The sequence below is a fragment of the Alteromonas sp. PRIM-21 genome (assembly GCF_027563165.1).
GTDB classification, from domain to species: domain Bacteria; phylum Pseudomonadota; class Gammaproteobacteria; order Enterobacterales; family Alteromonadaceae; genus Alteromonas; species Alteromonas macleodii_A.
In genome coordinates, this window is the sequence record NZ_JADOEK010000002.1 from 174,612 (window position 1) to 198,635 (window position 24,024).

Annotated in this window: 23 protein-coding genes; 15 read left to right on the top strand and 8 right to left on the bottom strand. The window is 43.9% G+C overall.

What is annotated here, in order from left to right:
- Nucleotides 1-83 precede the first annotated feature (83 nt).
- The 3 genes from typA (at nt 84) to IW644_RS05155 (ending at nt 4,054) form a co-directional block, all read left to right on the top strand.
- Entirely contained in the window at nt 84-1,916 is a 1,833-nt protein-coding gene (gene typA, locus IW644_RS05145; protein WP_269916698.1) for a translational GTPase TypA, read from the top strand.
- A gap of 317 nt (nt 1,917-2,233) precedes the next feature.
- Nucleotides 2,234-2,611, top strand: coding sequence for a response regulator (locus IW644_RS05150; protein WP_179984409.1), 378 nt, complete (start codon nt 2,234-2,236; stop codon nt 2,609-2,611).
- Nucleotides 2,612-2,878: 267 nt separating this feature from the next.
- A complete protein-coding gene (locus IW644_RS05155) occupies nt 2,879-4,054 on the top strand; it encodes a MalY/PatB family protein (RefSeq protein WP_269916699.1) in 1,176 nt (391 codons plus the stop codon).
- A 186-nt stretch (nt 4,055-4,240) separates the two neighbouring features.
- On the opposite strand, the gene IW644_RS05160 is transcribed toward IW644_RS05155, so the two are convergent.
- Nucleotides 4,241-5,437: an Nramp family divalent metal transporter gene (locus IW644_RS05160; protein WP_269916700.1), complete on the bottom strand. Its 1,197-nt coding sequence runs from the start codon at nt 5,435-5,437 to the stop codon at nt 4,241-4,243.
- A 251-nt stretch (nt 5,438-5,688) separates the two neighbouring features.
- Here IW644_RS05160 and IW644_RS05165 point away from each other — a divergent pair, with 251 nt between their 5' ends.
- Nucleotides 5,689-6,387 (top strand): UPF0149 family protein, encoded by a 699-nt coding sequence (locus IW644_RS05165; RefSeq protein ID WP_269916701.1) that lies wholly within the window; start codon nt 5,689-5,691, stop codon nt 6,385-6,387.
- Nucleotides 6,388-6,418: 31 nt separating this feature from the next.
- On the opposite strand, the gene IW644_RS05170 is transcribed toward IW644_RS05165, so the two are convergent.
- The 3 genes from IW644_RS05170 to IW644_RS05180 form a co-directional block, all read right to left on the bottom strand.
- Nucleotides 6,419-6,610: a hypothetical protein gene (locus IW644_RS05170; protein WP_179984405.1), complete on the bottom strand. Its 192-nt coding sequence runs from the start codon at nt 6,608-6,610 to the stop codon at nt 6,419-6,421.
- A 183-nt stretch (nt 6,611-6,793) separates the two neighbouring features.
- Nucleotides 6,794-7,222, bottom strand: coding sequence for a CopD family protein (locus IW644_RS05175; protein ID WP_179984404.1), 429 nt, complete (start codon nt 7,220-7,222; stop codon nt 6,794-6,796).
- A gap of 1 nt (nt 7,223) precedes the next feature.
- A complete protein-coding gene (locus IW644_RS05180; protein WP_269916702.1) occupies nt 7,224-8,900 on the bottom strand; it encodes a chloride channel protein in 1,677 nt (558 codons plus the stop codon).
- A 104-nt stretch (nt 8,901-9,004) separates the two neighbouring features.
- Between IW644_RS05180 and IW644_RS05185 the strand changes: the two genes are divergently transcribed.
- Nucleotides 9,005-9,712, top strand: coding sequence for a DUF6776 family protein (locus IW644_RS05185; RefSeq protein ID WP_269916703.1), 708 nt, complete (start codon nt 9,005-9,007; stop codon nt 9,710-9,712).
- Nucleotides 9,713-9,795: 83 nt separating this feature from the next.
- On the opposite strand, the gene IW644_RS05190 is transcribed toward IW644_RS05185, so the two are convergent.
- On the bottom strand, nt 9,796-11,043 hold the full coding sequence (locus IW644_RS05190; protein ID WP_269916704.1) for a putative manganese transporter: 1,248 nt from the start codon (nt 11,041-11,043) through the stop codon (nt 9,796-9,798).
- A gap of 91 nt (nt 11,044-11,134) precedes the next feature.
- Nucleotides 11,135-11,584: an azurin gene (gene azu, locus IW644_RS05195; protein WP_269916705.1), complete on the bottom strand. Its 450-nt coding sequence runs from the start codon at nt 11,582-11,584 to the stop codon at nt 11,135-11,137.
- Nucleotides 11,585-11,786: 202 nt separating this feature from the next.
- Here azu and IW644_RS05200 point away from each other — a divergent pair, with 202 nt between their 5' ends.
- The 5 genes from IW644_RS05200 (at nt 11,787) to minE (ending at nt 15,861) form a co-directional block, all read left to right on the top strand.
- On the top strand, nt 11,787-12,119 hold the full coding sequence (locus tag IW644_RS05200; RefSeq protein WP_269916706.1) for a hypothetical protein: 333 nt from the start codon (nt 11,787-11,789) through the stop codon (nt 12,117-12,119).
- Between the two features lie 124 nt (nt 12,120-12,243).
- Nucleotides 12,244-13,611: a class II fumarate hydratase gene (locus IW644_RS05205; RefSeq protein ID WP_269916707.1), complete on the top strand. Its 1,368-nt coding sequence runs from the start codon at nt 12,244-12,246 to the stop codon at nt 13,609-13,611.
- A gap of 361 nt (nt 13,612-13,972) precedes the next feature.
- The gene (gene minC, locus IW644_RS05210) at nt 13,973-14,767 is read left to right on the top strand and encodes a septum site-determining protein MinC (RefSeq protein WP_269916708.1); all 795 of its coding nucleotides are present in this window, start codon (nt 13,973-13,975) and stop codon (nt 14,765-14,767) included.
- Nucleotides 14,768-14,797: 30 nt separating this feature from the next.
- Entirely contained in the window at nt 14,798-15,607 is an 810-nt protein-coding gene (minD, locus tag IW644_RS05215; RefSeq protein ID WP_269916709.1) for a septum site-determining protein MinD, read from the top strand.
- Nucleotides 15,607-15,861, top strand: a complete 255-nt coding sequence (minE, locus tag IW644_RS05220) for a cell division topological specificity factor MinE (protein ID WP_118492536.1) — start codon at nt 15,607-15,609, stop codon at nt 15,859-15,861. Before minD ends, minE begins: the two co-directional genes overlap by 1 nt.
- 31 nt (nt 15,862-15,892) lie before the next feature.
- Here minE and IW644_RS05225 read toward each other — a convergent pair whose 3' ends face one another.
- On the bottom strand, nt 15,893-16,726 hold the full coding sequence (locus tag IW644_RS05225; RefSeq protein WP_269916710.1) for a polyphosphate kinase 2 family protein: 834 nt from the start codon (nt 16,724-16,726) through the stop codon (nt 15,893-15,895).
- Between the two features lie 128 nt (nt 16,727-16,854).
- On the opposite strand from IW644_RS05225, the gene IW644_RS05230 reads away from it, so the two are divergent.
- The 4 genes from IW644_RS05230 to IW644_RS05245 all read left to right on the top strand — a co-directional run bounded on the left by IW644_RS05230 (nt 16,855) and on the right by IW644_RS05245 (nt 20,906).
- Complete coding sequence (locus IW644_RS05230) at nt 16,855-17,637, top strand: hypothetical protein (RefSeq protein ID WP_269916711.1); 783 nt, start codon at nt 16,855-16,857, stop codon at nt 17,635-17,637.
- A 48-nt stretch (nt 17,638-17,685) separates the two neighbouring features.
- Nucleotides 17,686-19,563, top strand: coding sequence for a methyl-accepting chemotaxis protein (locus IW644_RS05235; RefSeq protein ID WP_269916712.1), 1,878 nt, complete (start codon nt 17,686-17,688; stop codon nt 19,561-19,563).
- A 224-nt stretch (nt 19,564-19,787) separates the two neighbouring features.
- Nucleotides 19,788-20,132: an iron-sulfur cluster insertion protein ErpA gene (gene erpA / locus IW644_RS05240; RefSeq protein WP_025256292.1), complete on the top strand. Its 345-nt coding sequence runs from the start codon at nt 19,788-19,790 to the stop codon at nt 20,130-20,132.
- 201 nt (nt 20,133-20,333) lie between these two features.
- The gene (locus IW644_RS05245) at nt 20,334-20,906 is read left to right on the top strand and encodes a glutathione S-transferase family protein (RefSeq protein WP_269916713.1); all 573 of its coding nucleotides are present in this window, start codon (nt 20,334-20,336) and stop codon (nt 20,904-20,906) included.
- A 153-nt stretch (nt 20,907-21,059) separates the two neighbouring features.
- Here the strand turns inward: IW644_RS05245 and IW644_RS05250 are convergent, their stop codons facing one another.
- Nucleotides 21,060-22,052 (bottom strand): D-2-hydroxyacid dehydrogenase, encoded by a 993-nt coding sequence (locus tag IW644_RS05250; protein WP_269916714.1) that lies wholly within the window; start codon nt 22,050-22,052, stop codon nt 21,060-21,062.
- A gap of 155 nt (nt 22,053-22,207) precedes the next feature.
- On the opposite strand from IW644_RS05250, the gene IW644_RS05255 reads away from it, so the two are divergent.
- Complete coding sequence (locus IW644_RS05255) at nt 22,208-24,019, top strand: trans-sulfuration enzyme family protein (RefSeq protein WP_269916715.1); 1,812 nt, start codon at nt 22,208-22,210, stop codon at nt 24,017-24,019.
- Nucleotides 24,020-24,024: the final 5 nt, after the last annotated feature.

Genomic DNA, 24,024 nt, shown 5'->3' on the forward strand with positions numbered 1-24,024 from the left:
GCATTTTTTTGCAACAAATCTAATGCAGACTAATTCGATTCCCGAATTAAGTTGGCATCGATTTACACAGGCTCTATATAAGCATGAATACCACTGATATTAGTAAATTGCGTAACATCGCAATCATCGCCCACGTTGACCACGGAAAAACCACCCTGGTAGACAAACTGTTACAGCAGTCTGGCACCCTTGAATCTCGAGGCGAGCAAGAAGAGCGCGTAATGGACTCGAACGACATCGAGAAAGAACGTGGCATTACCATCCTAGCTAAAAACACAGCGATTAACTGGAAAGACTACCGTATCAACATCGTAGATACTCCAGGACACGCTGACTTCGGTGGTGAAGTAGAACGTGTAATGTCAATGGCCGACTCTGTACTTCTACTTGTAGATGCACAGGAAGGTCCAATGCCACAAACGCGTTTCGTAACGCAAAAAGCATTTGCCCAAGGCCTTAAGCCAATTGTTGTTATCAACAAAATCGACAAGCCTGGCGCACGCCCTGATTGGGTAATGGATCAAGTATTCGACCTTTTCGATAACCTAGGCGCAACTGACGAGCAGCTTGATTTCCAAGTTGTTTACGCTTCTGCCCTAAATGGCTGGGCATCACACGATGCAGACGAGCCTCAAGAAGACATGAATGCACTATTTGAAACTATCGTTGAGCAAGTTTCTGCACCTGATGCAGACGTAGACGGTCCTTTCCAAATGCAGATTTCTCAGCTTGATTACAACTCATACGTGGGTGTAATTGGTGTGGGTCGTGTTAAGCGCGGTTCAGTTAAGCCAAACCAACAAGTGACGGTTGTTACTGCTGATGGCGAAAAGCGCAACGGTAAAGTAGGCTTGGTTTACGGTTACCTTGGTCTTGCACGTCATGAAGTTGAATCAGCACATGCTGGCGACATCATTGCTATTACAGGTCTTGGCGAACTTAAGATTTCTGACACTATCTGTGACCAGAACACGGTTGAAGCGCTTCCTCCACTTACGGTTGATGAGCCTACTGTAACCATGACCTTCCAGGTAAACACGTCTCCGTTTGCGGGTAAAGAAGGTAAATATGTAACCTCACGTAACATCCTAGAGCGTCTTAACGACGAACTAGTGCACAACGTTGCGCTTCGCGTTGAAGAAACTCAAGACCCTGATAAGTTCCGCGTATCAGGTCGTGGTGAACTTCATCTAGGCATTCTTATTGAAAACATGCGTCGTGAAGGTTACGAGCTTGCTGTATCTCGTCCAGAAGTAATTCTTAAAGAAGTTGATGGCGAAACACAAGAACCTTACGAAACACTAACGATTGACTGTGAAGAAGAGCACCAAGGCTCAATCATGGAACAGCTTGGTCTTCGTAAAGCCGAAATGACCGATATGTCTCCAGATGGCAAAGGTCGTGTACGTATCGACTTCATTATTCCAAGCCGTGGCCTAATTGGTTTCCAAACAGACTTTATGACAATGACATCTGGTTCTGGCTTGCTTTACCACACGTTCGATCACTACGGTCCGTACAAGGGCGGTATCATCGGTAAGCGTAAAAACGGTGTACTTATCGCAAACGCAAACGGTAAAGCATTGACTAACGCCCTGTTTAACCTGCAAGAGCGTGGTCGCCTATTTATCGGTCACGGTGTTGAAGTTTACGAAGGTATGGTTATTGGTATTCACAGCCGTGACAATGACCTAACTGTAAACGCACTTAAAGGTAAGCAGCTTACAAACGTTCGTGCCTCTGGTACTGACGAAGCGCAAACCCTAGTTCCACCAATCAAGATGTCACTAGAGCAAGCGCTTGAGTTCATCGATGACGACGAACTAGTAGAAGTAACACCTGAGTCTATCCGTATTCGTAAGAAGCTTCTTACAGAAAACGAACGTAAGCGTGCATCACGCGCACCTAAGTCTTAATATCCTTTAAGACTACATCGATTTTAAAAATGCCAGCTTTTGCTGGCATTTTTTAATTAGTGATTGAACTTTGTTAACCTAATAGTTGCCGCCAGCCTTCCCTATTTTTTGTAGGTTTAAAGTTTTCCTTTCGAACTCTCCAACTTAGTTATTTAACTGTAATGGTTAAACACCCAAAAGCTTAAATATCGACCAAAGGTTAGTGGTCAAACATGCTTAGAACTTCTATGCTTAAGAAAGAAAAAGTTTACGCATTAACACGTAAGCTAAGTCGCTGTAATATAAACGACTAATGACCTAACTAAAGGGGAAGGGTAGTGTTTTCTGTAGCCGTTGTTGAAGATGATCCTATTACGCTAGACCTTATTACTGATGCGTTAGAGACGCAGTTAGACGCTACTGTTTTTCCATTTACGCGTAGTAAATTTGCGAGAGACTTTTTGCTACAACAAACTTCCGACACCATAAGCTTGATCATAAGTGACCAAGTAATGCCGGATTATGACGGGCTTAGCCTTTTAAAAACTTGTCAGTCATCTGGTTTAAACGTCCCTTTTTTGCTTATTACTGCCGACCCTAACAAAGAGCTCGTTATTGAAGCACGTAAGCTTCAAGTATCAGGCTTTTTAGCTAAACCCCTGAATATGGAGGAGCTGGTTCAAAAGTCGAAAGAAGCAGTAACACAAGCAAGTTAGCCTTAAAGCTTGTCTTACATGTTACGGTTTTATTGACGACGCCACTTTGTAATGAACACCTAGTAACGAAAGTAAGCAGGCTTTCACCGTAACAAGGTATAAAATGAAAAAGTCCACCTTGCCACTGCTTGTTTAACGCCTTAACTTTACCTCTATAAAAGTACATTTCGATATAGCAAATCTGAGTTAATTCATCTTAAGCCCCTAGTTTATGAGGCGCTAAAATTCTACACTGGTGCTATAAGTTTTTGAGCAACAGGATGTAATGTGAGCGCCTTATTCGATAATACCCCTTCTAGAAAAGATACGTTTTCGTTCAAATGGCAAAAGTACAAAGGAAAAGACATCATTCCTGCCTGGGTGGCTGATACAGAGTTTCGTTGTGCTCAGCCAATCTTAGATGCCATCTCTGGTCAAGTTGAACATGGAAATATGGGGTATATACTGCCTGCCCATCACAACGGTGCTATTCAGGCTGTAGTGCGATGGCTTAAAGATAAGCACAATTGGGAAATCCAGCCCGAGTGGTTAGTGTGGACACCAGGCGTTGTACCTGCGTTCAACGTAGCATGCAAAGCGTATTGTGAACCCGGCGATAAAGTTCTTATTCAAACGCCAAATTATCCGCCACTGCTGGCAGCACCAAAGCTTAACGGCCTAGAGCGAGTAGATATAGGTACGGTTGTTGAAAGCGCGAACGGTGAACGTTTAGATAGTATCAGTGAAGTCGATGGAGCGCGCTATACACTGGATTTTGACGCGTTAGAAAAAGAAGCTGCGGACCCTAAGTGCAAGCTGTTTATTCTTTGTAACCCAATGAACCCTGTAGGTTCGGTACTTTCTAAAGCGGAGCTGGACCGCATTGCTGAAATCTGTAGTGCGAACAACGTTAAGCTTTGCTCTGATGAAATACACTGTGACCTTATTTTAGAAGACGGAAAGCAGCATATCCCAGCAGGCCGCGAGGCTAACCTTGCTGAAAATAGTGTAACGCTTATGGCTGCCAGCAAAACATTTAATATTGCGGGTTTAGGTACGTCTTTTGCCATTATTCCTAATCGTCAACTACGTCAGGCGTTTACTAATGCCGCAGCAGGCATAGTGCCGTGGGTAACCGTACTTGGCTTAGCCGCAACAGAAGCGGCATTCACTCAGTGTGACGATTGGCATCAGCAGCAGCTTAGCTACTTACGTGAAAACAGAGACATGGTGTTTAACACCATCAACAGTATTGACGGGCTTAAAATGCTAAAAGCCGATGCAACGTTTCTTGCATGGGTAGATGCCAGTGGGCTAGGCGTAGAAAACGTTCAACAGTGGGCGGAAGAGAAGGGCGTTGGGCCATCTCCGGGTATTGATTTCCACAAAGCGGATCATTTCAGAATCAACTTTGGCTGCAGCAAATCTATGCTTCAAGACATACTCCAACGTCTCGCCAGCTAAAAAAATCTGTGGGGTCAGAGTACTTTTTGTTACTACGCTCTTTATTAAAAAGGGCCAAAGTATTACTTTGGCCCTTTTCATATAGTTAATTTGTTAGTCACTTAGTTTCTTTGCTATCTGTTATCTGCGATTACACACTACAACGGCATACAAAGGGAGCAAATTACTCTGCCATCATTTTTAACGCTAGCTAAACACACCGATAAGTTTGTATAAGCCCAAACCAATCACTGTGCCTACTACCACAAAGCCTGCCAGATTACTTTTCCACGTATTTCTAAACTCACCTAGCGCTGTGCTTTTGTTCATAACGACCAGCAAAAATATCGCGATAATAGGTAGCAGTAGGGCATTAGTTGCCTGCGCAAATAAAATAGCAGGTAGGGGCTTAAAGCCAAGTGCAGCAACACTTACACCTACAACAATGATAATGAGCCAAACAGCTTTAAAGCTTTTACTTTGCATATCATCAGATAGTCCAAGCGCGCCGGTTACAGCATAAGCAGCGGCTAGGGGAGCGGTAATGGCACTGGTCAAACCGGCTGCGAACAATCCTAATGCAAAGAACCACTGCGCCTTGTCACCTAACACCGGTTTTAGCTGCTCGCCCATATTGGACGCGTCCATGGTGGCTGCTTGGTTGAAAAACGCCATCATAGCTGTGGCCATAACAATTAGCGTAATAAGCCCTCCCATACTGATTGCTCTAGCCGACTGGTTTCGACAGGCTATTACAGCGTTTTGTTTATCCTGTCCTTTTGATGACTTCGCAACAAGGCTGGCGTGGAGGAATAGGTTGTATGGCACTATGGTTGTGCCAATAAGGGCTAGCACGGTGGTAATGGCATCGGCATCTAATCGCGGTGACATTAATTGGCTAAACATTGCAGTAATATCAGGTTTGGCTACTAGCAGCGTCACTAAAAATACCCCCGCCATGATAAATACAAGATACACCAATACTGTTTCTATCCACTTGTAGCTACCTGACCATAGCAACACAATTGCGATAGTGCCTAATATGCTGGCCCACGGACCAATGCCTATATTGATAAACGCGTCTAGTCCGATTGCTGCGCCGGTTAGGTTGCCCGACTCATAGGCTGCGTTACCAATGCCAATAGCGCTAACAATGAGTACAATGAAGGCGTTTTTAAGCCATGGCTTATACGCCATGCTTTTCATTGCGCTTGCCAGGCCTTGGCCACTTGCTACACCAAGACGTGCCGCCATGTCTTGCAATACTATGGTTGCGAATATGGAAAAAAGTAGCGCCCATACTAAGTGAAAACCAAAGTTTGCACCCGCCAAGCTTGCTGTAGTTACTGTTCCAGGGCCAATGAAGGCGGCCGCGATGATATATCCTGATTTATCTTTTGCCATTGCAACGACTCTTAGTTAAGTTTTGCTATCATGACAATAGGTGGGCGAGCACGCAACAGTACCGCTAAACCAATACAGTAACAGATTGGTTTTAAACCTATTGTCGCGTACCCAGTGCAAAGGACCTATTTTTCTGTGTGCCCAACCCCATCTATGTGGGAGAGGTATAGTGTTAGAAAACATGCCCTCTGCAAAGTGGCCGCGCAGACTACCGTTTCGAGAAAGAGAACGCAAATTAAAAAAGGAAGGTAATGATGAAAGACGGGTTTCCAGTACACATCATCAGCGATATCGTTTCGCATCCCAATTTCAAAAATGTACTTCCGAATGCTTATCAGGTTGATGGGATGATCTTTGCGGTTGCGGCCGCACCAGAAATCCCCATGCCCGAGCAGTGGATGCCTTGGCTCATTCAATCTCGTGACAGCAAGTTAGTAGATAAAGATGTCGATAAGCTTGCAGATACCTTGATGAACGGCTTGCGCGCCCATTTAGATTTAATGCGCCAGAGTAAATCACCTTTATCTAGTGAACTCACCGAAGCGATAGAAGTGAAAAGAGTGATGAGGCCTTCAAAGGAATTAGAAAGCTGGCTGAACGGGCTTTTACAAGTACATAAACAATTAGAGCCAGTGTGGCAAAATGCTTGGAACCATCTTGATAAGCGCTCTGCTCAAAATACAAATGACGACGAGGAGCATTTAGAAGAGGATAAACTACCTGAACCTGCGGAGGCGAGGTTGTCCCGTTGTTTAAAACTTTTTTCAACGCTTGCCAACATAGAATTGGCTTTGTCCTACAGAAACGAAACGCAAGTTGCCCAGCTGGAAAGTAATATACGCATGCTTGTTAAGCAGTTGCCATCTGTACTCGCAGATTACACAAAGTTATCCGGAGAGTTGGCGCAGGCATTACCCAATCAATTCGAAACCTTTAGCAAAGTTACTTAGGGCTTTATTCAATCGACTTCACTGTATTTGGTTAACGTTGCCGTTGCTGCTGGTGACGTTGGTTTAACGTATGTTTAAGCGAAGCCGTGTAGCTATCTAGCTCAAGCTTCGCTTTTTCATATTGCTCGTTTAATAGTGTTGAGGCAGGCTCTCTCATTAGAGCCTTAAACGCAATATCCGTCTGCTTTAGTAGGTATTTGAGGTGTTGATTACTGTCATCCATGGTAAACATTCCGATAAAAACAATTCAATAAACCCTATACATGGTGAGTTTCGGGCGGCTATGTGTGATGTTTACAACACGCTCTACATTAAGTTTTAAAAACTTTTTACATCACACTGTAGTACTGATTCCTTGAGTACTGACTTCCTTACTGTCTATAAATGCCAACGCGTGTAGTTAAACCTAAAAGGGTTTAACTACAGCTAAGCATACAATTGCGAGAATAATTAACACTGGGGCTTCATTCAAAAAGCGATAAAAGCGGGGAGTGTGCCTATTTTCATCTCGTGCGAACTGCTTCATCAACTTAAACAAATAGAAGTGGTAGCCATAAATAGCAAGTAGCAACAATAATTTTATATGGAGCCACCCGGACATTTTAAACCAGGTGCCACCATAGCTGACAATAAGCGCTACGCCGAATGCCAGAGTTAATAAGGCGAATGGAGTAACGAAGAGCCACAATCGGCGCTCCATGACTTTAAATTCATCTTTAACTATTTGAGACTTAGTTGTGGCGTGATAAACGAAAAGTCGTGGTAAATAGAAAAGTCCTGCCATCCATGCCAGCATGAAAAAGATGTGCAGTGCTTTAAACCATAAAATGTACATATTAGTAATGTGCCTTTTGTAAGAAGCTTTGCAAGATATTCCAGGTTACTACGCCAATGATATCGTTAAGCTCCTGATCGTAAATATAAACTGCGCCAGAGCGCGAATTTTTAAGATGTTCGTATACTTCGTGCAGCGTAGACTGCGCGCTAATGCCTTCCATTTCATAATAGTTTAACGCGGATGCATCGTGTTCCAAACTTACATTGTATTGGACCAGTTTATACTGCACATCTATTTCAAATTTTGATTTCTGAATGACAATTTTTGTCGGATCGCCTTCTAAATAGTTGATTAGCGCTTGTTCTGGGGCATCGTGAAAAAGCTTATAATCTGTATTCATTGCCGCTAGCACCCCCGTCTTTTCAAGGGCCTCTCGGATAGATGAAATAGCGTATGGAAGATTTTGATAGTCAAGCTGGCGTATAAAAATAGAGCGGTTGCCAAAAAACTGGGTGGAAGTTACGTAAGCAGGCACTATCACCAGCATGGCTGGCAGAATAATTTGAGGGCTATAAGAAAGCTCCATAACCGCAGAAAGTGCAGCGAGAGGCGCGTGTAATACCGCCGTCAGCATTCCCGCAATACCTAGCAATGCAAAGCTGTTAGTGAATTCAGGCACGTTGATAAAGTACGACAGCGGCAATAAAAGCACGGCTCCGGCGAGCATACCAATAACCATTACCGGGCCTATGATCCCCCCAGGAATACCAAGGCCAATAGCGAATACCGCTAAGATAACTTTAAATACAAGGGTAGATACCAACAATAGCGCGCCAGGGGAGCTATCGAATAAGTGCTCTACATCGATAAAATTCGCCCCAAGTGCCTCAGGTATAAACATACCTATAGTACCTGTAATTAGCGCTGCAAGTATTAAGCGCCACACCATAGAAACCGGTCTAAACCAAGTCATAACACGCATAAGCTGGCTATTAAAAAGCACGGCCAACATACCCAGTAAAATGCCTAATAGCACAAGATAGAAATACATCCATTGGCTAAACGCATTAAACGATAAGAAGGAAAGTTCATTGACCTCTCCAAATACAATACGGGTAAGAACAGAGCCACAGGCTGCGGCCAGCATGATAGGTACAAATATGTGAATTTTGTATTCTCGAAGCACGACTTCCATTACAAAGATAACGGCAGCGAAGGGAGTATTAAACGATGCAGAAATGCCTGCCGCAATGCCACAGCCAGCAAGAATTCGAATACTGTTATAGGGTAAACGAAGCCATTGCCCGAGAAGACTACTGCCCGATGCTCCCATATGGACAGAAGGGCCCTCTCGCCCTACGACAAAACCACCAGCTAATGCCAGCATGCCACCAAAAAATTGGTTTATGGTTGTTCTGAAAGGCACATAACCGTAATAGTATTTTACCCGGTGAATAACGAAAGGAATACCCAAGCGGTAGTGTTTAAAGCCGGTGAGAAAAGCAATGAATAGTATTAAGCCAACACTAATAAGCGGCATAATCAGCCACACTAACCAGTCGTAAGCAAGAACTGACTTAAGCGACGATACTCCTGTTTCTTGAAGCCATTCAACGCATAGCCGAAACAAAATGATAATAAGCGCCGCGCAGGTTCCCCCTACAATGCCCAGCATGCACAACTGAATAGTAGTGCGTGGATGAGCTAACTCCTCTCTTAAAGCCTGCAAGCGCATGTTGTGGTACAGTAGATTAACGTAGCTAGCAGCTTACCATAAACACTTAAAATTCATAATATTTAGAACGCGTTAGCGTTTTGTAGTTTTTTAATGAAGAAATTATGACAACAGACCAATTAAAAGAATTATTAGGCAACTATAAATGGACCTTGATGGTAGCGTTCATCATGTTCGTCATGATTGGATTCGGTTACAAGCTAGCGCGAATTGTTGACGAAGGCGACAGCAAGAAAGTGCAGGCTCAAAAAGAAACTATTGCTATTTTGTCTGAAGAAAATAATGCGCTAACGACGAAAGTAAATCAGCTTGAAGTAGCCGTGGAGCTCGCCACACTAGAGTCTGAAAATATCGCAAAAACGTTAAGTGAACAGAAGAAAGAGCTAGAAGCACAACAAGAGCTGTTAAGCTTTTATGAGCGTGTTATGGCGCCCGAGAAAACCGATGACGGCTTTGCTATTGAAGGGGTAGAAGTCTTTAAATTAAGTGATACATCATATCAACTCAGGTTAGTTTTACTGCAATCTAAACAAAGAAAGGCAGTGATAAATGGCAACATAGACATTGCTATTGTGGGCAAAAGAGATGGAAAGCCTGTTAGGTTAGAATCCGGCAAATCAAGCTTACTTGATGAAGACGTTAAGTATCGTTTTCGTTTTTTCCAGGCGGTTAACGTAACACTTACTATCGAAGAAGATATAGACGTAGAATCTATTGTTTTCACTACTCGGGTTTATCAGTATAAGACTCGCAAAGGCAACTATGAGGTAAGCGTGCCGTGGAGCGAAGCGCTTTCAGTTGACGTAGAATAAGCCCCTGAAAACTATGGTTTAGCCACGCCCGTGGTTTTGATGTGTAAAACCTTAATAGTTTTTAGGATTATGGCCTTGTTATTTCATTCAAAGAGATACCAGTAGCCATAGCCTACAAGAAAAGCTGGAATGGCAGAGTATACCGTAGCGATAAGGGCTGCCTTTGGCGAAAGCGCGATAGCGGGAAACAAGGCGTCGCCATCGTTACTAATCGCGTTGCCTAATTGAGCTGAAAAAGGAACTGCGCCATTTAAATACAAACTGGTGACCAATATTTGAGGGCCGCAGCCGGGTAAAAAACCTATAACAATAGCCAAGCCGACCAAGCCAGGTCCCATAGCTTCAAGCATTCCAGCTATGTCTAGTCCAAAGAAGACAACAGAAAGCTCGAATATCAAAAATGCGAGTATCACCCATGCCAATACAAATTGCGTATCTAACGCGGCTTTTTCCTGCCACTTAGGAGGGGGAGGGATAACGTCTTCTTTGGTGACTGAGGCGTATCCGCTTCCCGAACCACACAGTGACCAAAGCACCAAACTTGCTATACACAAACAGGCGCCAATTAGTGTTAGTGTATTCTCACTAATAGCCAAGTAACTGTGAACGGGGAGTTGAAACGCCAGAGCTAGGGCAATTGCTAGAGACGGTAAGCTCACAATCATCCAGAATACTTTAGATAGTGATGCGGCTTTATGGCTTAGTGCTTTTGGTTTATCGGTGTTCTGGAGCTCTTCATTCGAATCAACCGTTTCAGGTGCTCGATAATTATGGAATTTATTAACCACTAATCCCGTCGCGGCACCTACAGTGACACTAACCGCCATAACGGTTAACGCATCTAATGGCGCCTGAGCTAGCAACAAAAAGGCGGCATCTCCCATGGTGCTGGTTAATACCGCTACCACCGCGCCAAAGCTGGTAACACCTCGTGTGTACTGGGTCACTACAATAATTGCACCACCGCAGCCGGGTAAAGCACCAAGCAGTGCCGAAAGGCCTACCTCGTGGACGGGGTGCGTTTTCATGTAGTTGCCAATAGCATCAGCTGAGACCCGCAATGTGGCCAAGTAATAAAGTGCGAGCGATGCATAAACAAATGCTGCTACTTGGAAGTATGCGTCTGATAAAACTGAAAGCGTCACCGAGCGGGTACTGTTATAAGTGAGTAGAGTGATAACTAAAAGCGGCATAAGCAGCCGCTTGTTAGCTAGCAGCGGGTAAAGAGTGCTTTGAATTAAACCTTGAGTAAAGCCACCAAGAAAACGTGGTCGATAGTTATCGCGCTCCAACGCTTTTGCATTTTTCGATGTGTGGGACGCTGTACTCATTACAACTTCACTCTCAGATTACTGAACACTTATTTGGAGGCACACGATTGAATGTGCGCCTGTCGTTTGCCTATCGGCAAATTGCATACGCTTAGCTAGAAAGGGTAACCGTACCTTGCATAACTCCGATATGACCGGGGAATGAGCAGAAGAACATATATTCTTTGTCTTTACTTAGACCTTCAACAGAAAACGTAGTAGAAGTTTGTTCGCCACCACCAATTATCTCTGTAGCGCCAATAACACGCTCATCACCAGGCTTAATATAGTCATTATCGAGTCCAGCACTCATGCCGTCTGTTGCTACCGCTTGCCCATTAGCCTTGGTGGTCATTACCCAGTTATGACCCATAGATTGCTTTGGTAGTTGACCTGTATGCTTAAGCGTTACGGTAAATTCGCTGCAGCTTGCAGGAATCGTTACGTTTTTCGTATTGAACTGCATCGCGTCATTTGATTCCACAGTCGTTTCACACTCGTTAGCAAATGCACTGGAAGCTAAAAGGAAAAGCGCTGTGCCGCCAAGTAGTTTCTTGATCATAAATAATATCCTTTGAATATAGATTAATCGCACCTTTCGGTGGAATTAGGAGATTCTATTTTCAATACGAAAAAGCATAACACTGGATCATTATAAATGCTAATAATTATCATTTGAGTTTTTGTGGTGAGTTTGCTATCAATAGTTCTCGCCTATTCACTGCGTTATTTTTTGATGCACTCTTGATAAACGATAAAAGCTAATGTCATTGATACGAAATGCACGTAAACAAATTCGTTTTGGACACAACGGTGGTGAACTGGATGTATTGGTTAACTATTTAGATAGTGTGACCTGCATCGCTAATTTACTACCACAAAAAAGCGACAAGTTTGCGATTTATAAAAATGCAGTTGAATTGCTGTATGAAGTCATTTGCGACCCGCTAGTTAGTAAGCAGTGGCGTTATGCCTGTTTAGACCACTTATACAAGCCTTTACTTAACGCTGAGCGCTACGCCTGTACCGAGAGTGATCGAATTACGCTTGCAAGATTAAAAATAGATATGCATGTGCTAGTCCCACATTTTTTATGAGCGGCTAACGAGGGAGATACCTACTGAGTACTCTTAGTTTGCACTTAGTAGCCCGAGTAGACCTTTGATGACAGCGTGATAAACACGCCAAAAATTCAGTTACATCAACGCAAGGATACGAGTTATGACAGCAACACGCACAGAACGCGACAGCATGGGTGAGTTACAAGTGCCTGAAGATGCACTTTACGGCGCACAAACTCAACGTGCTATTCAAAACTTTCCGGTGAGTGGGCAGCGCATGCCTGAAGCTTTTATACGCGCGTTGCTCACTGTAAAAAAAGCCGCAGCGCAAGCAAATATGAAGCTGAAAGCACTAGATAGCGATCGCGGTTTGGCGATAGTCAAAGCCTGCGATGAACTATTAGCCCTTGAAGATGTTATGCAGCACTTTCCGGTAGATGTCTTTCAAACGGGGTCCGGTACCAGCACAAACATGAATGCTAACGAAGTAGTAGCCCGTTTGGCGTCTCGTTATTCAAGTGAAGAGGTTCATCCGAACGATCATGTAAATTATGGGCAAAGTTCAAATGATGTAATACCAACAACCATTCACGTAAGCGCGGCTATTGCCTTATCAAATGAGCTAGTGCCTGCTGTGGAAGGTTTGGTTAGCATTATTGAAACAAAAGCAAAGTCTGTCGCGCAATATTGTAAAACGGGGCGCACTCACCTGATGGATGCGATGCCAGTAAGAATGGATCAAAGTCTACTAGCTTGGGCATCTCAGCTTAAGCAGCAGTTAAAAAATCTTCGTGCTGTGCAACCTGCTATCCAAACCCTTGCTCAGGGAGGTACAGCAGTGGGTACGGGTGTAAACGCCCATGCTGACTTTGCAACAACATTTTCAGATACGCTAGGAGAGTTGACTGATATCGCGTTTAAACCAGCAGATAATTTCTTTGCGCTCATTGGCTCTCAAGACATCGCGGTAACGCTTTCAGGTGCGACGAAAAACTTGGCCGTAACCTTAATGAAAATTGCCAATGACCTGCGCTGGATGAATTCCGGCCCGCTAGCTGGTTTGGGCGAAATAGCTTTGCCAGCATTACAGCCCGGCTCATCGATAATGCCGGGCAAGGTTAACCCAGTTATTCCTGAAGCGGTGGCAATGGCGTCAGCACAGGTAATAGGCAACGACGCGGCAATTACCGTAGGCGGGCAGTCTGGAAACTTCGAGCTCAACGTCATGCTGCCTATGATTGCCAGTAATTTGTTATCAAGCTTGTCGCTAATGACCAACAGTGCGACGCTTATCGGCGAACAGGCAATTGAAGGATTCACGGTCAACAAAGATAACATTGAAGCGCCTCTTTACAGAAACCCTGTCCTCGTTACCGCGCTCAACCCTGTCATTGGCTATGCAAAAGCTGCGGAAATTGCCAAAGCAGCTTATAAAGAAAATAAGCCTGTTATCGATGTGGCTGAAGCAATGACAGATATCCCTAGAGACGAGCTGGAAGCCCTACTAGATCCTAGAAATCTCACTTAGCTGTAAAGGGCTTACCCAAGGCCTAAACTATTTGTTAGAAACAGATGTGGACTGAAAAAAGTGCGACTTACCATCGCACTTTTTTTGTGGTTTGGCTCGAAGGATGTTGAGTAAAAAAATCGCAGAGCAGCTGCTTGCCTAAAAACTATGCGATGGTTGGCACGTTCCTAGCTAATAGCTTAGGTAAAACCTGTTTTAACCGGTATACAGTTGCTGTATGTGAACAGGAATTTTGGTACAGTGATGATATAAATAATTTGTATAGCTGCGTAAGACAGCGACAGACATTAGCGCTAATAGGTTTTACTTATTTTGATGGCGAATTGCTAGGAAAAAAGTAACGCCTTTTCGGGATGAAAAAATGACAGAAACTTGCTTTCGCATGAAGGGCACTACGCTCACCAGTATTGTGTTAGAAGTAATAGATTTTGAGCCAGATAACTTCGAAGCTCAGTTATCTAAGAAAGTGGCGAGCGCGCCGCAGTTCTTTACCCGTTCCTCACTGATTTTGCATTTGATAAAGCCTTTGTCTGCTACCGAGTTCGAACTGCTAGTGGCACTTTGCCGTCGTTTGCAATTGCAGCCTATGGCGGTGAAAGGTGAAGTGGCAGAGCTGAAACCGACTATTAATGATTTGGGATTAGCTGATGTAAGCCAAAGTAAATTTACAGATAGCGCACTTCGTTCACAAAAAGAGAGCGCTAATAACGGCACTGAAAGCGGCAGCAACAAAGCCCATAGCAACGAGCGCGCGTCGCAAGCACAGCAGCAAGCACCTGCAGAGCCTCCTAAAAGCGAGCCTGCTCCTACAGTAGCTCCAGCACTTAAGCCAGCTAAAGTCATCAATCGTCCTGTACGTTCTGGCCAGCAAGTTTATGCTGAAGGCAGTGACTTAGTAGTCACTGCGTCGGTGAGCGAAGGTGCTGAGCTTTTGGCTGATGGCAACATTCATGTTTACGGTACGTTGCGCGGACGCGCGTTAGCTGGCGTTAAAGGCAACACGGGGGCTCGTGTATTTTGTCAGTCATTAGACGCAGAACTCATTTCAATTGCTGGGCAATTCATTATGCACGACACCGTAAAGGGTGATTGCTGGAAGAAGCCTGCACAAGTGTATTTAGAAGAAGAAACATTACGTATAGAGCCGTTAGCTTAATGCTTTGTACGCACTAATAGGAAAGAATAGATGGCAAAGATTATCGTAGTAACCTCAGGAAAAGGTGGTGTAGGTAAAACTACATCGAGTGCAGCAATAAGTACGGGGCTTGCGTTAGCAGGTCATAAAACGGTAGTGATAGATTTCGATGTTGGCTTGCGAAACCTTGACCTTATCATGGGTTGTGAGCGCCGCGTTGTTTACGATTTTGTTAACGTTATCAACAAAGAAGCGTCACTAAAACAAGCGCTAATTAAAGATAAGAGAACGGAAAATCTTTTCATTCTTCCCGCTTCTCAAACTCGCGATAAAGATGCACTCACTGTAGAGGGTGTGCAAGCCGTATTAGACGAGCTTAAGAAAGACTTCGAGTATATCATTTGTGATTCGCCAGCAGGTATCGAACAAGGTGCTCAAATGGCGCTTTATTTTGCTGATGAAGCCATTGTAGTAACCAATCCGGAAGTATCGTCGGTACGCGACTCAGATCGTATTTTAGGTATTTTACAAAGCAAATCGATGCGCGCAGAAAAAGGCGAACCGGTTAAAGAGCATCTGCTTCTTACGCGCTACAACCCAATGCGTGTAGAAAGTGCGGAAATGTTGAGTGTTGCCGATGTGGAAGAAATTTTGGCGATCCCACTTTTAGGGGTAATTCCAGAATCAGAATCAGTGCTTAAAGCGTCAAACCAAGGGCAGCCAGTTATTCTTGACGAAGAAGCTAATGCGGGACAAGCTTATGCTGACGCCGTTAAACGTCTGCTAGGCGAAACTGTTCCACATCGTTTCCTTGAAGCAGAAAAGAAAGGGTTCTTTAAGCGTCTTCTAGGAGGGAAGTAATGGGAATTTTCGACCTGCTCAAAAAGAAGCAAAAGCCGAGCACTGCCGCTGTAGCTAAAGAGCGGTTACAAATTATCGTCGCACATGAACGTAAAAAGCGTACCGAACCTGATTACTTGCCCATGATGCAGCAAGAAATTATCCAAGTGATTAGAAAATACGTTTCTATCGCGGATGATCAGGTTTCAGTTCAGCTTGATAATAATGACGAATGCAGCGTACTAGAGCTAAACGTAACGCTTCCGGAAAACTAGTTGGTAATTGCTGATAAAAAATAGTGACACATTATTCTTTATCAGTGCTTCTTAGTTTTTCCTCATTAACGTCTAGCTGTTTTGAAGCCATAGCGATGAGCTTCTCATCTAAAGGGGGAGGGGTAATATCTACCCCTTCACTTAATGCTTGAACGAGGGTTTCGAGTACGTCAACTCTCGCCTGCCATTTATACTCTCCATTTATAATATGCCATGGAGCGTAATCAGTATGAGTCTTCTCGAACATATCGTTAATAGCTTCAACGTAATGTTCGCGCATGCGACGATTGTGTAAATCCTCTTCAGTGAGCTTCCAACGCTTAAAAGGGTTGTGTAAGCGCTCTTCAAATCTTTCGCGCTGCTCGTCTGCGGAGATATGCATAAACAACTTTATGATGCGAACGCCATTATCGCTAAGCGTTTTTTCAAATTCGTTTATCTCTTGATAACTACGCTGCCAGTCAGTGGCGGGAGTTAGCCCGTCAACCCGCTCAACCAGCACTCGTCCATAGTGGGAACGGTCAAAAATTGTGAGCTTTCCAGGTGAAGGGATCTGTTTCCAAAAGCGATAAAGAAAGTGTTTTTCACGTTCTTCTTGTGTCGGCGCAGATACCGGAAACACGTTTACGGAGCGAGGATCTAATTTTTCTGTGATACGTCGTATGGCTCCACCTTTGCCTGATGCATCCCAGCCTTCAAAAACGATAAGCGCGCGTCTTTTTTGGTGATAGTAGGACTGCTGAACATGAAAAAGAGATTCTTGGCATGCACTTAACTGATTTTTGTATTCTTCTTTCTCATTAAATCGAGAGCGACCGAAATCGTCAAACAAGGTAACGATAGTTTTTTGATGAGAAGAGCTCATATAAATAACCTATATTTCAAATAGATATCAGTATGTTAACCGCGAATTATTAATTTTTAAGAAATCTCATGCAGAATTGAAAAGAGCGTCTACACTTACCTGTCAAATTACGCTAACAGGATTTAAGTATGCAGTTCAACGTTTATTCGTTGGTTCTTTTGACGGCAATTTTTCTTTTTTCTTTTAATACCCGTAGTGCCACATGGAGTGAAAACGAGCTCCATATCCAGCACGGGAAGCTCAATCAGCCTTTTGCCGAGGCCTCGGGTACTGAACTTACTACGACAATTTTTACATTCCAGCACGCCAGCGGGTGGGAGTATGGCGGAAACTTCTTTTTTGCTGACTATTCAAGCACCTCCGCCGGTGATGAACTATATGCAGAGTGGTACCCCACTTTCAGCTCTAAAGCTCTATTTAATGCTAATTACAGCGGCGTTTTAAGCGATATCAGTTTTGTCATGGGCGTAAATATGGCGCCAGAGTCAGACGTTTTAAAATATCTGCCAGGCATTCAACTTCATCTCAACGTTGAAGGCTTCCAGTTTTTGAATGTACTTGTCACCGCGTATTTAGATGATAGCGAGGGGCTCAGTGCTGGTGGAGCACCTAAAGAAGACGACAGCTGGATGGTCGATATTGCTTGGCGGTACCCCTTAAGTCTTTCTTCACAACAATTTTATATAGAAGGACATGCAGAGTACATCGATGAAAGAACCTCTGAAATACCTGGCGCTGTAGTCGAGTCGTGGGTGTTGGCGCAAATCCAAGCGCGATGGGACGCTGGTCAGGCTTTCTTCAATGTGAAGGACAGATTATTTCTTGGGGTAGAGTATCAGTATTGGAACAACAAGCTAGGAACGCAAGAAGAAGACAGCGTTGTTCAAGCGCTGGCAGTATGGCGTTTTTAAGCCACACTTAGTGTTGATAGTTATTTAATTAATTTGGAGTAAATAAATATGCAATTAAAGCGTCTGCTTTTCATTGCGTTAATTTCCGCGCTTATTGTACCTGTGGTTATCACCACGGCCGTATTTGCAACGTCTATTTTAAGCTTTCTTACTAATAAGGTAGAGACATCAGACCTACCTACCGCCCTTGAAGAGGTCAAGAATGCTGTTGAATTAGATTTGCAGAGTACAATACTCCCAAGCCGTTCATTGGCTAACAATATGTACATAAAGCGTTGGATGCAAAATGGTGAGCCTTCAGAAGGCGTCAACGTACTTACTAGCCACCTTGCTGAAATAAAGCGAGAAAGTAATGCTATTAGTGCTTATGTTGTGTCGAGAAACTCTAATAATTACTATACCCATGATGGTATAGATCGCCAGATCACACCTCAAGGCGACACGTGGTTTCAAACCTTTATTAATAGTAGCCAGCCTTTTGAAATAGCTATTGATATCGACAAGTCGAACGGCATTGCTTCGGCGTTTATTAATTATGCGATAAAAATTGAAGGTGAGCGCGTAGCGCTGGCTGGCGTGGGTTTATCGTTAGATGCCATGTCTAAGCTGATAGCTTCCTATAAAGTTGCTGAGAGTGGCATTGTTTATCTAGTTGACGACACTGGCAGTATTGCTTTGCACCCAGATATGTCGAAGCGTGGCGAAAAATTGAATGCAAGTGCATTTGTGAACAATCCCAGTGAACTAGAAGTGTCTGGCAATGATGTAACACGTCTTGCAGTGAAACTGAATTCCTTGGATTGGTATTTGGTTACAGAAGTTCCAACCGATGAGCTTTACGGTGCCATTAACACGGCTGTTTTAACTAACATACTCATCGCTCTTGTTATCATAGCGCTAGGTTTGGTGGGAATGAGATTCTTGTCGAACAAAATATTTGCGCCTATTGATACTATTACCGCCGCTGTTACTTCGTTAAACGAACGAGATGGCGATCTTACTGCTCGCTTGAATATCAATGAAGATAACGAGGTTGGCGCTTTATCCGCTCAAATAGATTTATTTTTAGAGAAGCTTCACGCTATGTTCCTCCAGGTTTCGGAAAGTGCACAGCACGTTAAAGGCATAGCTGCACAAGTTTATGAACAAATAGAGCTTTCTCAAAGTTATTCTTCAAGACAAACCGACAGCACAAACTCGGTAGCCGCAGCAATTGAAGAAATGGACCTGACCGTACGAGAAATATCAAACAGCGCTCAGGGTGCATCTGAAGTAGCAAATACTACCGAAGAAAACGTCAGTGCTAGTGCTAACACGATAGACAAGGCTATGCAAAACATGAGTGAGCTTAGCGGTGTTATGACGAAGTCGGTAAACTCAGTTAACGAGCTCTCTAGCAGTATTAATTCTATTTCTTCTATTTTGGATGAGATCAGAGGCATTTCTGAGCAGACTAATCTACTTGCGTTAAATGCAGCTATTGAAGCGGCACGAGCAGGAGAGCAGGGACGAGGTTTTGCTGTAGTGGCTGACGAGGTTAGAAACCTTGCAAGTAGAACAAACGAGTCTACGACAGAAATCAGCCAGCTTATGGATGAACTAAATAAGCGCACGTCAGACACAGTAGCGGATATTCTGCGGGGTAACGAAAGTACGCAAGCCACGTCTGAGTTCTTATCAACCTGCGTGCAGGCTCTCTCTAACATATCGGCAGAGGTTAGTAAGCTAACCGAAGCTAATACCCATGTAGCTTCAGCAACAAGGGAGCAATCTGCGGCTACCGGTGAGATCAGCGAGAATATTTCTGTCATCTCGCAAACGGCAGAAGAAACTTCTCGCAGTATGGAAAGAAGCTATAGCTTGGTAAATGAGCTAGATGATGAGGCGAAAGCGCTGGATAAAACTATCAGTAAATTTACGCTTTAAGGCGGGTTAGCCACAGTCGTTGTTTAATAGTTCAGTGCCTACTACATGGTTCAAGTGCTGTCACATGGTTTGATTGTTATCTCTTGGCCCAATTTTTACCTCCTGGCTCAAGGCCGAGGTTGATTCGTTAAGTTTTGCCCCAATAATTGCTAACTATCCGCAAGTATTAGATAATTGCGGTTAAGCAGAAAGTGCGCTAGCACGAGATTATTGTAGAGGTGGGTATGTCTGTAGAAACGGCGTTGCCGATTGAGTTTTCAGACGCTGCAGCAGCGAAAGTGAAAGCCCTTGTTTCAGAAGAAGAAAATCCTGATTTGAAATTACGTGTATACGTAACAGGTGGTGGTTGTTCAGGCTTTCAATATGGTTTCACATTCGATGAGAAGGTGAACGAAGGCGATATGACTATTGAAAAAGACACAGTGACTATGGTTGTCGACCCAATGAGCCTACAATATCTAGTAGGTGGTATTGTTGATTACGTGGATGGCCTGGAAGGGTCACGCTTTTTAGTTCAAAACCCTAATGCCACGACTACCTGTGGCTGTGGCGCAAGCTTTAGCGTTTGAGTAACTTCGTTTGAAGACAAGCTAAACGCCGTGCGCTTTAAACGTTAAAGTCTGCATTTTTAACCATTTGCAGCTGAAGCGATAGGCATACATCGCATCATTTTGTATGCCTGTCGGTTGTTCTGCTTACGGTACTTCCTTTTAATTTCAAATTCTGGCTACACTGATTTCAACAAACGACCATAGTTTAGGACAGCGTTTATGAAATTATATGGCTCTACCACGTCTCCCTATGTACGCCGCATTCGCATTGTATTAGCGTCTACAGAACACGAATTTTTAAATCTTCAAATCTTTTCAGGTGAAGATCGCGAACTGCTAGCTTCGCGCAACCCAACTTTAAAAGTACCTTGCCTTGAAGATGATGGACAAATGATTTTCGATTCTCGCATTATCTATAATTATCTTGCCGACAAGCTTGACCATGATGGGTTAAGTTGGGAAGAAGAGAATCAGCTAACGCTAATTGACGCCGCTAATGATTCCTTTGTTCAGCTTATGCTTCTAAAGCGTTCAGATTTTGATATCAGCGAAGATAAAATGTATTACCGACTTCAAAATGAGCGGATTGAAGCAGTATTGGATGCGTTGTCAGAACAACTAGATGCGGGTGGCTTTAGTGGATGGACTTACCCGGAAATCTGTTTGTATAGCATGATCGACTGGGTGCTTTTCCGCGAATTACACAGCATGAAAGACTACCCACAATTATTAGCGTTCCATGAAAAGCACCATAACAGAATTGAAGTAACCGCAACTGACCCGCGTAGTTAGATGTAGTCAGATATCATGGCCAGGTAAATATAGGTAAATTAGGTATAGATAGGTAGTGTTGTCCTAACTAAGAATTAACACTCTATATTTAAGCTCAACCAAGTTTTCGACTTTGCTAAAGAAAGGGCTGCGAAAATAAGGGCTGTTAAACAATTAATAGCCCTTATCAAAATCAAACTGGTATTTGAGCGGTTCGCCTTTAATATAGCGCAGCGCATTGTCTAAAAATACATCTGCCACATCGCTTGGTTGAGATTCTGCGGCCGTGTGAGCAGTTACTGAAATATTAGGGTGCTGCCAAAACGGGTGAACGGGGTCGAGGGGTTCGCTGCGAAACACATCTAAAACCGCATGAGCCAACGCACCGCTGTTTAAAGCCTGTATAAGAGCATCATCGTCAACAGCACTACCTCGGCCAGCGTTAATGAACACACTATGAGGTTTAAGAGCGTTGAAAAAGCCGTGAGATAGTAAGTTTTGTGTTGTAGGAGTATCAGGCATTAAATTCACTACGTGGTCACATGCACTGGCAAACCCTTCGATGTCATCAGGAGTATAAACAGCATTAGCGCCTTCCACTTCTTTCCCGCTTCTCGTTAGACCTACAACCTGCATACCAAACGCGTGAGCAACTGGAATAAGTGCTTGCCCGATACTGCCAAGTCCGACTATGCCCAGCGTTTGGCCATTTAACGGTACCCGTTTTGATGCCTCCCACTTTGGCTGAGCGGCTCGCTGATTTTGCTCAAATGCTTTTGTATTTCTGGCATGCCCTAATAAGTAGGCAAAAACGTATTCCCGCATTAACTTACCAAAAATTCCTTTTAATCCAGTAAGCGTGTAGTTTGTTTTATTCGCGTTCAACAGTGGGGCATTGCCTGCCCACGTTGATTGACACCAAGTAATCGCAGCACAGTTATTGATGATACTAGAAGCGAGATCAGGGTCTGCGAGCATCACGCTGACGTCTTTGGTATCTACATCTTCTGAACGTGTAGTTATTTGTTTAAGCGTTATAAGTGGGCAGCCATCCGCTCCGATAAAGCTATCGCTATCTGCTATTTTTTCTCGAAGTGCGTCTGCAATATCGTTAGCTTCATTGCTTAAAATAGTAAGTTCAATCACCTTCGAACTCCTTACTGTCATTGGCCTAACACTCCTAAAGTAAACTTTTCTTTCCTCTGCCTGAATGCATTATCGTTAAGCTGATTGTTCTAAAAATGTGATTTAGGTTTTACATTTTTGTAAACAGTGTCGGTGTTATGTATTTGCACCTGAAGTTAAATTGCAACGGAATCGCTATGCAGTCAGAAAACAAATTCCAAAATTCAATAGATGTCGATGTAACGCACGCAAAAGTGCTATCACCTAAGCGTAACACGACCCAAGCCGAAACATCGCAGGCTTTAGTTGAGGAGCAACTTTCACATTTCGGCATAAGCGCCGAAAGCGACTATGGCAAGGCACTCGCCAATACGGCTCATCACTTGTATGGCGCTCAGGCCAGCGTTATGCAGCTTTGGGATATTACTAGTAACACGTTGCAAGAACTTGATAAAGAAGACAGGCTTGCCTATTTCAATGCTAAAAAGTTTTTGTCTTTTCAAATTGCTAAAATATTAGATACGCTGCAAAACCCGTTTAGAGCCACATACCAAAGCTTGTCGAGCGGCAACGGCTCACAAGGGCACTATCCGCTATTCGACAACGTCACAGCACTTTTTTCAGCAACGCCCGTGGTCGTAAGAACTGCAACCTATGTGTATGCCTGTACTGAATGGGTAGACGATGCTTTTCAAGGAAAAGAGTTCACCCATCAAATTTATTCGCGATTATTGAACCCTACCAACATCTCCCTTGCTAACGCAATTGTAGATATGGAAGCGGGCCCTTACGCCGCTGAATACTTGGCTTGGAATTTCAATTCGGGCATGGCGGCAATAGATGCCTGTTTATCGAACGTGCTGAGTCATGGCGATGTGCTCATTGTTTCTAGAAATGTATATGGTGGGGTGTATCAGCTGCTGCATGACTACTTTGCTCGCAGCAACCGCATGGATATTCAAATTGCATGGTTTGATGGTTATGACGCGCAAAGCTTTGCGTCATTTATGCAGCAAACAAAGGCCGAGCATGCCTCACGCTTAAACAATGGCGCAAGAATGCATGTGTATCTAGAGTCTCCATGTAACCCACATGGTTACGTACTGGACGTACCCGGAATATGTGAGTTAGCACACGCACAAAATGCGTTAGTTATGTTGGACTCTACGCTGGCTACGCCTGTGTTGCACCAACCGCTACAGCATAAAAACAAAGCCGCACGGCCCGATTATGTAATCCACAGCTATACCAAAGATTTGTGTGGTAGTGGCGCAACCACAGCGGGCGTTGTAATAGGCGAGGGGCATCGCATGTTCCAGCCAAAAGGCAGTGCAGCAAACGGTGTGGACTGGTCCGAAACCATGTTCTGGGATGTGTACTACATCAAAGGTGCATTCCTAGATTCTGAAAAGGCGTTTGATGTATTGAACGGTATGAAGACCTTGGAACAGCGCATGATGACTAAGGTTATCAACACTCAAGTTTTTACCTCATTTCTAAATGCCCACGACCAAATTCGCGTTAACTGTCATGCGTTGCCTGAACACAGCAATGCAGGTTTGCGCGAGAAACAGCATACGCACGGCTGGCCTTGTACCTTATTCACCGTAGATATGGCGCCTGCGAATTTACCTCGCGACGTGTTTGTGCGCTTTTTCGATGCCCTAGAGCCGGCCTTTAGCCACCAGGTAAGCATAGGTCAAAACAATACGATTGTTTTGTGCCCCGCGTTGACGTCTCATTCAGAACTCAGTGGCGACGAACAGAAAAAAGCCGGAATAGAATTAACGACTATGCGTATTGCAATGGGTACAGACAATGTTAAGCAGCTTATTGCTCACTTTATGCTGGCCGCCAAGCATTTTATAGAGCCTCATGCGCCAGGTTTTTGTGAGAAGTTTATGGCACACGCAGACATAGATAACTTGTATTTATCAGTAAGTGAGAGAGTAAGCTCACAGCATTTTGGCAGCAAGGCCAGTATGGATTCACTGATGAAAAGGGGGTAGGTGCA

Excerpts from the sequence above, each read along its gene's own strand:
- erpA (WP_025256292.1), top strand. The coding sequence starts at position 19,788 with ATGTCTGTAGAAACGGCGTTGCCGATTGAGTTTTCAGACGCTGCAGCA.
- IW644_RS05185 (WP_269916703.1), top strand. The coding sequence starts at position 9,005 with ATGACAACAGACCAATTAAAAGAATTATTAGGCAACTATAAATGGACC.
- typA (WP_269916698.1), top strand. The coding sequence starts at position 84 with ATGAATACCACTGATATTAGTAAATTGCGTAACATCGCAATCATCGCC.
- IW644_RS05160 (WP_269916700.1), bottom strand. The coding sequence starts at position 5,437 with ATGGCAAAAGATAAATCAGGATATATCATCGCGGCCGCCTTCATTGGC.
- IW644_RS05230 (WP_269916711.1), top strand. The coding sequence starts at position 16,855 with ATGCAGTTCAACGTTTATTCGTTGGTTCTTTTGACGGCAATTTTTCTT.
- IW644_RS05170 (WP_179984405.1), bottom strand. The coding sequence starts at position 6,610 with ATGGATGACAGTAATCAACACCTCAAATACCTACTAAAGCAGACGGAT.
- IW644_RS05205 (WP_269916707.1), top strand. The coding sequence starts at position 12,244 with ATGACAGCAACACGCACAGAACGCGACAGCATGGGTGAGTTACAAGTG.
- minD (WP_269916709.1), top strand. The coding sequence starts at position 14,798 with ATGGCAAAGATTATCGTAGTAACCTCAGGAAAAGGTGGTGTAGGTAAA.
- IW644_RS05175 (WP_179984404.1), bottom strand. The coding sequence starts at position 7,222 with ATGTACATTTTATGGTTTAAAGCACTGCACATCTTTTTCATGCTGGCA.
- minE (WP_118492536.1), top strand. The coding sequence starts at position 15,607 with ATGGGAATTTTCGACCTGCTCAAAAAGAAGCAAAAGCCGAGCACTGCC.
- IW644_RS05190 (WP_269916704.1), bottom strand. The coding sequence starts at position 11,043 with ATGAGTACAGCGTCCCACACATCGAAAAATGCAAAAGCGTTGGAGCGC.
- IW644_RS05180 (WP_269916702.1), bottom strand. The coding sequence starts at position 8,900 with ATGCGCTTGCAGGCTTTAAGAGAGGAGTTAGCTCATCCACGCACTACT.
- IW644_RS05255 (WP_269916715.1), top strand. The coding sequence starts at position 22,208 with ATGCAGTCAGAAAACAAATTCCAAAATTCAATAGATGTCGATGTAACG.
- IW644_RS05225 (WP_269916710.1), bottom strand. The coding sequence starts at position 16,726 with ATGAGCTCTTCTCATCAAAAAACTATCGTTACCTTGTTTGACGATTTC.
- azu (WP_269916705.1), bottom strand. The coding sequence starts at position 11,584 with ATGATCAAGAAACTACTTGGCGGCACAGCGCTTTTCCTTTTAGCTTCC.
- minC (WP_269916708.1), top strand. The coding sequence starts at position 13,973 with ATGACAGAAACTTGCTTTCGCATGAAGGGCACTACGCTCACCAGTATT.
- IW644_RS05245 (WP_269916713.1), top strand. The coding sequence starts at position 20,334 with ATGAAATTATATGGCTCTACCACGTCTCCCTATGTACGCCGCATTCGC.
- IW644_RS05200 (WP_269916706.1), top strand. The coding sequence starts at position 11,787 with ATGTCATTGATACGAAATGCACGTAAACAAATTCGTTTTGGACACAAC.
- IW644_RS05165 (WP_269916701.1), top strand. The coding sequence starts at position 5,689 with ATGATGAAAGACGGGTTTCCAGTACACATCATCAGCGATATCGTTTCG.
- IW644_RS05235 (WP_269916712.1), top strand. The coding sequence starts at position 17,686 with ATGCAATTAAAGCGTCTGCTTTTCATTGCGTTAATTTCCGCGCTTATT.
- IW644_RS05250 (WP_269916714.1), bottom strand. The coding sequence starts at position 22,052 with ATGACAGTAAGGAGTTCGAAGGTGATTGAACTTACTATTTTAAGCAAT.